Origin of the sequence: Pseudomonas sp., from assembly GCF_030696055.1 — a bacterium.
Taxonomy (GTDB): Bacteria; Pseudomonadota; Gammaproteobacteria; order Pseudomonadales; family Pseudomonadaceae; genus Aquipseudomonas.
The window spans coordinates 1-9,720 of record NZ_JAUYNP010000322.1 but is presented as its reverse complement, the minus strand read 5'-3'; the positions used below and the strand labels follow the sequence as shown (position 1 = coordinate 9,720).

9 protein-coding genes are annotated in these 9,720 nt (G+C 66.0%); 7 read left to right on the top strand and 2 right to left on the bottom strand.

The features are described 5' to 3' along the window. On the bottom strand, positions 1-855 hold an 855-nt coding region (locus Q8Q83_RS19435), incomplete at its 3' end, for an NCS2 family permease (protein ID WP_305625774.1). 184 nt (positions 856-1,039) lie between these two features. Between Q8Q83_RS19435 and Q8Q83_RS19430 the strand changes: the two genes are divergently transcribed. Then, entirely contained in the window at positions 1,040-1,594 is a 555-nt protein-coding gene (locus tag Q8Q83_RS19430; protein WP_305625773.1) for a DJ-1 family glyoxalase III, read from the top strand. Here the strand turns inward: Q8Q83_RS19430 and Q8Q83_RS19425 are convergent. Further along, a complete protein-coding gene (locus Q8Q83_RS19425; protein ID WP_305625772.1) occupies positions 1,587-2,819 on the bottom strand; it encodes an MFS transporter in 1,233 nt (410 codons plus the stop codon). The genes Q8Q83_RS19430 and Q8Q83_RS19425 overlap by 8 nt on opposite strands. Before the next feature lie 307 nt (positions 2,820-3,126). Between Q8Q83_RS19425 and Q8Q83_RS19420 the strand changes: the two genes are divergently transcribed. The 6 genes from Q8Q83_RS19420 to Q8Q83_RS19395 all read left to right on the top strand — a co-directional run. Continuing rightward, a complete protein-coding gene (locus Q8Q83_RS19420; protein ID WP_305625771.1) occupies positions 3,127-5,955 on the top strand; it encodes a xanthine dehydrogenase family protein molybdopterin-binding subunit in 2,829 nt (942 codons plus the stop codon). Next, a complete protein-coding gene (locus Q8Q83_RS19415) occupies positions 5,948-6,487 on the top strand; it encodes a (2Fe-2S)-binding protein (RefSeq protein WP_305625770.1) in 540 nt (179 codons plus the stop codon). Before Q8Q83_RS19420 ends, Q8Q83_RS19415 begins: the two co-directional genes overlap by 8 nt. Positions 6,488-6,489: 2 nt before the next feature. Beyond that, on the top strand, positions 6,490-7,698 hold the full coding sequence (locus tag Q8Q83_RS19410) for a cytochrome c (RefSeq protein ID WP_305625769.1): 1,209 nt from the start codon (positions 6,490-6,492) through the stop codon (positions 7,696-7,698). 16 nt (positions 7,699-7,714) lie between these two features. Further along, positions 7,715-8,686: an XdhC family protein gene (locus tag Q8Q83_RS19405; RefSeq protein ID WP_305625768.1), complete on the top strand. Its 972-nt coding sequence runs from the start codon at positions 7,715-7,717 to the stop codon at positions 8,684-8,686. A 29-nt stretch (positions 8,687-8,715) separates the two neighbouring features. After that, the gene (locus Q8Q83_RS19400) at positions 8,716-9,291 is read left to right on the top strand and encodes a nucleotidyltransferase family protein (RefSeq protein WP_305625767.1); all 576 of its coding nucleotides are present in this window, start codon (positions 8,716-8,718) and stop codon (positions 9,289-9,291) included. A 247-nt stretch (positions 9,292-9,538) separates the two neighbouring features. Continuing rightward, a partial coding sequence (locus Q8Q83_RS19395) for a cytochrome ubiquinol oxidase subunit I (protein ID WP_305625766.1) occupies positions 9,539-9,720 on the top strand: 182 nt, incomplete at its 3' end.

Sequence of the window (9,720 nt, the reverse complement as noted above, 5' to 3'; positions counted from 1 at the left end):
GTCGGCGATCAGGGCGCGGCCCATCTTCGGCATATAGCCGTCCTTGCGCATCAGCCCGGCCTTCTTGGCCACGGCGATCAGGGTGCCGGAGTTGTCGAACAGGTCGACGAAGAGGAAGGCGAAGATCACGCTGACCAGGCCGATATCCAGCGCGCCGAGTATGTCCAGCTCAAGGAAGGTCGGCGCCAGCGATGGCGGCATCGACAGCAGGCCGCCGAACTCGGAGATGCCCAGGGCGATGCTGAGCAGGGTCACCACCAGGATGCCGATCAGTACCGCGCCAGTGACCTTGCGCGCCTCCAGGCCGACTATCAGGAAGAAGCCGAGTATCGCCAGCAGCGCCTGGGGCTTGCCGAGGTCGCCCATGCCCACCAGGGTGGCCGGGTGATCCACCACTATGCCGGCGCTTTGCAGGGCGATCAGCGCGAGGAACAGGCCGATGCCTGCGGCGATCGCCGAGCGCAACTCCAGGGGGATGCTGTTGATGATCCATTCGCGGATCTTGAAGATCGACAGCAGGAAGAACATGCAGGCCGAGAGGAATACCGCGCCGAGCGCCACCTGCCAGGTGTGGCCCATGCCGAGCACTACGGTGTAGGTGAAGAAGGCGTTGAGGCCCATGCCCGGCGCCAGGGCGATCGGGTAGTTGGCGATCAGACCCATGATCGCCGAGCCGATGGCGGCGGCCAGGCAGGTGGCGACGAAGATCGCGCCCTTGTCCATGCCGGTTGCGCCGAGGATGCTCGGGTTGACGAAGAGGATATAGGCCATGGTCAGGAAGGTGGTGAGACCGGCGAGTATCTCGGTGCGCACCGTGGTGTTATGGGCCTTGAGTTGGAACAGTCTTTCCAGCATGTGGGACTCCCCGTAACGGCTCTTTGGCCGTACTTATATATAGCGAAAGCCAAGCACATCCGGGCGCGGGCGCAGGATTTTGCTGGCGATCTGGGAAAAGGCGCGCATCATATCAGCTCGCCCCTGGGTGGTGAATTTGTGACCGATTGGACAGCTTTAGGTTGCTAGCAAGAAGGAGACCAGAATGACGATGCGTGCCCTTATCAGCGTGGCTGACGGTGTCGAAGACCTCGAGTGCGTGACCCTGATCGATGTGCTGCGCCGTGCGGAGATCGAGGTGGTGGTGGCCAGCATCGAAGACCGGCGGATGATCACCTGCGCCCGCGGCACCCGCCTGACCGCCGACGCCATGCTGGTCGATGTGCTGGCCCAGGCCTTCGACCTGATAGTGCTGCCCGGCGGCATGCCCGGTGCCCAGCATCTGGCCGAGCATGAACCCTTGGCCGAACGGGTGCGCGAGCAGGCCAAGGCCGGCAAGCTGTTCGCCGGCATTTGCGCCGCACCGGCCCTGGCCTTGCAGCAGTACGGTGTGCTCAAGCAGCGGCGGATGACCTGCTACCCGGCCTTCGGCGAGCGCCTGAGCGGCTGCAGTTTTGTCGACCAGGCGGTGGTGGTCGATGGTAACTGCATCACCAGTCAGGGCCCGGGCACGGCCCTGGAGTTCGCCCTGTGCTTGGTCGAACAGCTGTGCGGCAAGGGCAAACGCAGGCAGGTGGCCGAGGCCATGCTGGTTAGCTGAGCGGCGGCTCTGCCTGTTGTTGGTGCAGCCGATCGTGCCGCGCCAGCTGCGGGAACAGGCGCCACCACAGGCCGCTGACCAGTATCGCGCCGACCCCGCCGATCAGCACCGCCGGCACCGTGCCGAACCAGGCGGCGCTGAGGCCGGCGCGAAAGTCCCCCAGTTGATTGGATGCGCCGATAAACAGGCCATTCACCGCACTGACCCGGCCACGCATCTCGTCCGGCGTCTGCAGCTGCACGAAGGCGCCGCGGATCACCATGCTGACCATGTCCGCCGCGCCCAGCAGCACCAGGCTGGTCAGGCTGAACCACAGTGAGGTGGAGAGGCCGAAGGCGATGGTCGCCACGCCGAACAGCGCCACCGAGATGAAGATCACCGGGCCGACCCGGCGCTCGATGGGAAAGCGCGCCAGCCACAGCGACATCAGCAGCGCGCCCAGCGCCGGCGCCGCACGCAGCAGGCCGAGGCCCCAGGGCCCGGTCAGCAATATGTCCTTGGCGAATACCGGCAGCAGCGCGGTGGCGCCGCCGAGCAGCACCGCGACCATATCCATGGACACCGCGCCGAACACCTCGGGGCGGCTGCGGATAAAGCGAAAGCCGGCCAGCAGCGCTTGCAGCGAGGCCTTTTGCTTAAGCGGCAACTGCCGCGCCGGCAGGCTGAGCATCAGGCTCAGGGCGCTGCTATACAGCAGCAGCGCGAGGCCATAGACCCAGCCCGCATCCACCGCGTAGAGCAGGCCGCCGAGGGCCGGCGCGACTATGGTGGCGGTCTGCAGCGCGGCGGCGGAGGCGGCCACCGCGGCGGGGAATAGCGCGGGCGGCACTATATTGGGCAGCAAGGCCTGGGTGCTGGGCATCTCGAAGGCCCGGGCCGTGCCGAGCAGGAAGGCGATCAGCAGGATCATCTCGCGGCTGATGCCGCCGGCGCTGCTGCCGATCAGCAGGGTCAGGGCGGTCAGGCCCTGGGCGCCCTGGCACAGCGCGGCGACCCGGCGGCGGTCGAAGCGGTCGGCGACATGGCCGGTGAGCAGGATAAACAGCACCCGCGGCAGGAACTCCACCAGGCCGACCAGGCCCAGGTCGAGCACATTGCCGGTCAGCGCATACATCTGCCAGCCGATGGCCACGGCCAGCATCTGGAAACCGCTGACGGTGCTGACGCGAGCCAGCCAGAAGGCGAGAAAGGGGCGCTGGTGGCGCAGCAGCGGGGGCGTGGGCATGGCCAGAAATGCCTGGGCGGTCGAGCGTTCAGTCTAGCAGGCAGAGCCCTGTGTCCGAGTGACGGGCCGAGCGCTCGACCAGCCTGGGCCGGCTGGTTGGCGCAAAACGCAACTCGCTCTGCAGATAAAGGCTGACCCGGAAGACAGTTTTTCTTCTTCTGTGGCAATGAGTTGGTTAGAATCTGACTTTCGGGTCAAGTCGATCTGTCGTCTACGCTTATTTCGTTCCTTTCTGCGGAAAGGGGACGCCTGTTTATTTATCGCTCAACTAAACGGCCAGCCTGCTTGCTGGCCTCGAGGAACGGACATGTCCACTCCTGAGTTGTCTCGTCGCGCCTTTCTGCAAGGCAGCGTCATCGCCGGCATCGGCATCAGTTTCGCGCCCCTGGGCAGCAAGGCCTTAGCCGCCCTGTTCGAGGAGCGCGTGACCGCCACCCCGCAGCCCTGGTACAGCGCCAGTGGCAAGGCCGTGGGGCGTATCGACGGGGTGTCCAAGGCCTGTGGGGCCAAGGTGTTCGCCCGCGATATCCGCGCCAAGGATATGCCCGGCTGGCCGCAGCAGCAGGGGCACGCCCTGCTGCTCAAGGCGACCCGCACCGAGCAGCTGTATCAGGGCGTCGACCTGAGCATGCTGGCGGCCGAGTTGCAGCCCGATCGGCTGGTCACCGCCGCCGATCTGGCCAAGGACGGCATCGTCTTCCCTTATGGGCACAACCTCGACCCGCTGTTGCCCGAAGGCCAGGTGCCGATGTTTATCGGCCACCCGGTGGCGCTGCTGATCTGGAAGGATTTCGAGCGCTATCGCCAGGCCAAGAACCTCCTCAAGTTCAACGACAAGGTGATCCGCTACGGCGCCCAGGCTCCGGCCTACCAGAGCGATCCCTACGGCAGCTTCCGCTTTGTGCGGGTCGGCGGTGCGACCGCCTTTGATCCTGATACCTTTTCCAGCCTTAAGGACAGCATGCTGTTCCCGCTGATCCACAACCGCAAGCCGGCCTGGGGCGAAGGCCTGGCCAGCGGCGACCTCAGCCAGCAGGGCCTGTACCACGCCGAGCAGATGCTCAAGCAGCTGCAGACGCCGCCGGACGGCTGGCTGGTGTTCGACGAACGCTTCAAGACCCAGTCCGTCGAGCCGGCGGCGCTGGAAGCCGACAACGGCAACGGCTGGTTCGATCCGGCGAGCGGCACCCTGCATTTCGTGGTGGCCACCCAGTGCCCCTTCGAGGTGGCCGAGCAGTGCGCGCATATGCTCGCGCCGTCGCGCTTCAAGGTCGCCAAGCTGAGCATGCACCCCGGCTACACAGTCGGTTACGGCTCCAAGGACAACAATATCTTCGTCTTCTACGCCGCCCTCGCGGCGATGTACGGCGAGGGTGTGCCGGTGCGTCTGGCCAATGACCGCTACGAGCAGTTCCAGAGCGGCATCAAGCGCCACCCCTTCGACATGCATTACCAGCTGGCGGTGAATAAGGCCGACCAGAGCTTCCAAATCTTCCGCGCCCATATGGAGGTGGACGGCGGCGGCCGCGCCAACTACAGCGCCTCGGTGGCGGCGGTCGGCGCGACTGCCGCGCAGTCCATCTATTACCTGCCGCAGAGCGACCTGGCGGCCACCGCCTATCATTCGCGGGCGGTGGAAGCCGGCTCGATGCGCGGCTTCGGCACCCTGCAGACCATGGCGGCCACCGAGATGATGGTGGACGAGGTGGCCGGGCGCCTGGGCATCGATGCCATCGAACTGCGCAAGAAGAACGTGTTCAAGTCCGGTATGAAAAACACCCAGGGCGCTATCCCGGCCGGGGCCCTGCGTCTGGACGAGATTCTCGACAAGGCGGCGCAGCACGAGATCTGGAAGACCCGTGCCGAGCGCAAGCAGAAGTTCGAGGCCCAGGACCCGGACAACCTTTACGGCGTCGGTTTCGCCATCTGCCAGAAGGACTTCGGCACCGGCTCCGAGGCGCCCATGGCCAGCCTGGAGTTCAGCGCCGATGGGCGGATCAAGCTGCGCCATATCGGCATCGACATGGGCACCGGCATGGCCACCTCCCAGGCACTGCTGGCGGCCGATTACCTGGGCCAGCCGGCCGCTGAGATCAAGACCGGCGAGACCGACTGGGCCGAGCTGGCGCTGACCACCAGCGGCAACCCCTACATCATCAGCCAGGCCGAGCAGGACGCCGCGCTGAAGAACCCGCGCTGGGTCGGCAAGCTGTCCTCGGCGTCTTCGGCGACCAACTCCTCCTACTACCAGGGCCACGCCACTCGCGAGGCTGCGCGTCTGCTGTTCAACCACGGCCTATGGCCGGCGGCGTTGCATATCTGGAGTCAAGGCATCTACGGCGGCCTGGCCAATCCCTATGTGGTGCGCCGTGAGAACGCCCACTGGATCGAGGGCAAGCTGACCGCCGACGGCATGCCGCCGATTCCCCTGCAGATTCTGACCCAGAAGGCCCACGAGCTGGGCCTGGTCACCGGCGTGAGCGTGCACGGCTTCAACCGCTGGCAATGGGCCGAGGCCGAGTTCGTTATCGACGGCAGCCGCGAGCGCATACCCCTGGACGCCCTGGCGGTGAAATACGGCGACGGCGCCGATGGGTTGAAGCAGGCGCGGATGACCCGCAACGGCTTCGACCTGCTCGACCGCGTGGCCGTGCACTACCCGGAAACCCAGCTGAACAACGCCATGGTCACCTACTACAGCCCGGTGGCCACCCTGGTGGAGGTCAAGGTCAACAAGGGCAGCGGCGAGGCGCGGGTGATCAACCATCACTCCTGGCTCGAATGCGGCCGGGTGATAGTTGAGCAGCTGGTGCTCGGCCAGCTCGAAGGCGGTATCGCCATGGGCATCGGTCATGCCCTGCTGGAAGAAATGCCGCTGTACGAAGGCGGCCCGGGTGAGGGCACCTGGAACTTCAACCGTTACCAGCTACCGCGCGCCAAGGATTGCGCCGTGTGGTCGCAAAGCGCGGAGATTCTGCCGCCGCTGTCCCCCAGCGACCCCGCCAAGGGCATCGCCGAGGTGGTAATGATCCCGGTGGTCGGTGCCATCGCCAACGCCGTGGCGCATGCCACCGGCAAGCGCTTGCGCGACCTTCCCCTGACCCCGGCCCGCATCAAGGAGGCCCTCCATGGCTAAGCGCCTTATCAGCATGATCATCAACAGCCAAGCCGTCGGCCCCCTCGAAGTGGCCGACGACCTGATGATGATCGACTTTCTGCATGAATACCTGAACCTCACAGGTTCGCGCCTGGGCTGCGGCCAGGGTGTGTGCCACGCCTGCGTGGCGATCCTCGACAAGCCCGACGGCACCAGCGAGGAAATCCGCACCTGCATCACCGGCGCGCATTTCTTCGACGGCAAGCGCGTGCGCACCATCGAAGGCCACGCCAGGCGCGATGCCCAGGGCGAGGTGAGCGAGCTCAATCCGATCCAGCAGAAGTTCGTCGAGCAGTTCGCCTTTCAGTGCAGCTACTGCACCCCGGGCTACGTCAACGCGGCCACAGTGCTGGTGGAAAAACTGCAGCGCGAGCCGGTCAAGCGCAGCGAGCTGGAAGGGGAGATCGAGAACGCCCTGGGTAAGCATATCTGCCGCTGCACCGGCTATGTCCGCTACTACAGCGCCGCGCGCGATGTGGTGGAGTCGCTCGGCCTGGTCAAGGAAGGTTAAGCATGAAGAATTTGCTGATCGCTGCCGCCCTGCTGCTGCCGTTGGCTGCCCAGGCGGCCGACGAGAAACTGATCGAACGTGGCAAGTACCTGGCCAATGCCGCCGACTGCGTGGCCTGCCACAGCGTCGAGGGCGGTGCCGAGTTCGCCGGCGGCCTGCCGCTGGAGTCGCCGTTCGGCACCATCTACGGCACCAATATCACCCCGGATAAGGAGCATGGTATCGGCAACTACAGCGCCGACGACTTCTTCCGCGCGGTGACCGAGGGCGAGAAGCCGGACGGCAGCCAGCTCTATCCGGCCATGCCCTATACCTCCTATCGCCTGCTCAAGCGCGAAGACTCGGACGCCATCTACGCCTATATCATGAGCCTGGCGCCTATCGCCAAGCCCAGCCCGCAGACCGACCTGGCCTTCCCGTTCAACCTGCGCTTCGGCATGAGCTTCTGGAACCTGCTGTACAAGGACGTTGTGCAGCTGCAACCGAGCGAGGGCAAGAGCGAGCCCTGGCAGCGCGGCCAGTACCTGGTGGAAGTACTTGGCCACTGCGGCGAGTGCCACACCCCGCGCAACGCCCTCGGTGCCTTGCAGCAGGATCAGCGCATGCAGGGCGGCGTGTTGCTCGGCTATGCGGCCCCCAGTCTGCTGGCCGACGACCTGGCCGCGCGCGGCTGGAGCAGCGACGACCTGGCGACCTTCCTCAAGCACGGCATCAGCGCCCAGGGCTCGATGTTCAACGAGATGTACCCGGTGCTGCACCACAGCACCCAGCATCTGCCGCAGGACGACCATAAGGCCATGGCCACCTACCTGCTCGGCGACCAGCCGCCACAGGCGCGCCAGGTCGCCGCCGTGGCCGTGGACCAACTGGACCAGAGCGCCCAGCAGGGCCGCCAGCACTACCTCAACCTGTGCGCCGGCTGCCACGGTGCGGCGGGCGAGGGCGTGCCCCACGTGGCCGTGGCCATGGACGGCAACACCAGCCTGCGCCTGGCCGACTCGCGCAACCTGTTGCGGGTGATCGACGACGGCATCAAGGAGCAGCAGTTCACCGGCTTCGAACGCATGCAGCCGATGCCCGGCTTCGGCGACAAGCTCGACAACGCCCAGTTGCGTGACCTGCTGCACTACCTGCGCCAGACCTGGGGCGGCCTGGATGCCGAGCTGAGCCAGGAGCAGGTCAGCCAGTTGCGCGGCGAGACGGGTCATTGATGGTGGGTAACGGCTGATGCAACACCTCGATCTTCTGGTGCTGCGCCAGGCCCTGGAGTGGTCCAGGGCCGGCCAGCGCGTGTGGCTGTGCACGGTGCTCGCCACCTATGGCTCGGCGCCGCGGGCGCCGGGTTCATTGCTGGCGGCCACGGCGGACGGCGCCTGGATCGGCTCGCTGTCCGGCGGCTGCGTCGAGGATGAATTCCTCGAACGCCTGGCCGCCGGCGCCTTCCCCGAGCCCGTCAGCCTGGTGCGTTACGGCGATGGCAGCGACCCCCATTCGCAGATCCGCCTGCCCTGTGGCGGCGTGCTGGAAGTGCTGGTGGAAAACCTGCCGGCCGACTGTGCGGTGCAGGCCCATCTGCGTGAGCTGGAAGGCGCCTTGTCCGGCCAGCGCCGGCTGATCCGCGAGATCGCCCTGCCGAGCGGTGAGCGCCGCCTGCTGGCGGACACCGTGCAGGGCCCAAAGGTGGAGCGCCAGGGCGACCTGCTGCGGCTGCGGGTGGGCGCGGCCCAGCGCCTGCTGATCGCGGGTTATTCCTCGGTGTCCCAGGTGTGCGCGGAGTTCGCCCAGAGCCTGGGTTTCGAGGTGGTGCTCTGCGACCCGCGCGAGGAGGTGCTGCAAGGCGTCGAACTGCCGGGGGTGGAGATCCGCCGCGAGCTGCCGTCTGAGGTGATTCGCCTGGGCGGCTGCCATGCCGACACAGCCGTGGTGGCCCTGACCCACGATCCACGCATCGACGACCTGGCGATGATCGAGGCGGTGCGCACTGAGGCCTTCTATATAGGCGTGATGGGTTCCATGCTCACCAGCAGCAAGCGCTTCGAACGGCTGCGCCGGGTTGGCGGCCTGGACGAGGCCCAGCTGGCGCGAATTATCGCGCCCATTGGCCTTAACCTGGGCAGCAAGACCCCGGCGGAAATCGCCCTGGCGGTGCTCGCCGATATCCTGCGGGTGCGCAATGGTATTGGCCGTGAGCGCCTCTAGCGCGACCGCTCTATCTAGGCGGATTCAGCATGCCTAAGGTGATAGCCCTGCTGCTCGCCGCCGGCCGCGGCACGCGCTTTGGCAGCGACAAGCGGCTCGCCCGCCTGGCGGACGGCCGCACTCTGCTGGCCGCCAGCCTCGCGCGGGCGCAGCAGGTATTCGATGAGGTGCATCTGCTGCTGCGCCCGGAAGATGACCTACAGGCCCTGGGGTTGCCGCCGCACTGCCGGGTGATCCGCTGCGCCGAGGCCGAGCAGGGTATGGGCCGCAGTCTGGCCTGGGGTATCCAAACCTTGGCCGATTCGGATGCCGAGGCCATCGCCGTGCTGCTCGGCGATATGCCCTGGATAGCCGCCGCCAGCCTGCGCCAGCTGTGCGTCCAGGCGACCGCCGAACGCATTCTCTATCCCCTGTACCAGGGCCAGCGCGGCCACCCGGTGCTATTTGGCCGGTCGTTCTGGTCAGACTTACAGCAGCTCAGTGGTGATGAGGGCGCGCGCGGGCTGCTGCAGGCCAATCCAATGGCTTGCTACGGCATCGAACTGGACGATCCCGGCGTGGTTCAGGATGTCGATCTGCCCCAGGCCTTGCTCGCGCGGCACTAGGCCTGAAGGGCCGCGCAGCCCTTGTGACAGCCCGTCGCGCGACAATAGACCACAGCCGTTGGCGCCGCCGCAGGCGCTACCCTGCAGCTGTCGATTGATCCAGATCAAGATCCCCTTTGCTTTTGTCTGGCGGCTGTTTTGGCCCATATCTAGTTTCACCCTCCAACAAGAACAATCGCGCCCATTGCGTTCCCCGAGCGGGAGCGCGCGCAAGGCTGTGCCCCGATTACCTGAGTGAGGATGTTTTATGTTCGGCATAGAGGCTCTAGACCTGGCCCGAATCCAGTTTGGTTTCACCATTTCCTTTCACATTATTTTCCCGGCCATCACCATCGGCCTGGCCAGCTACCTGGCCGTGCTGGAAGGCCTGTGGCTGCGCAGCGGGGAAACGGTGTACCGCGATCTCTACCATTTCTGGGCGAAAATCTT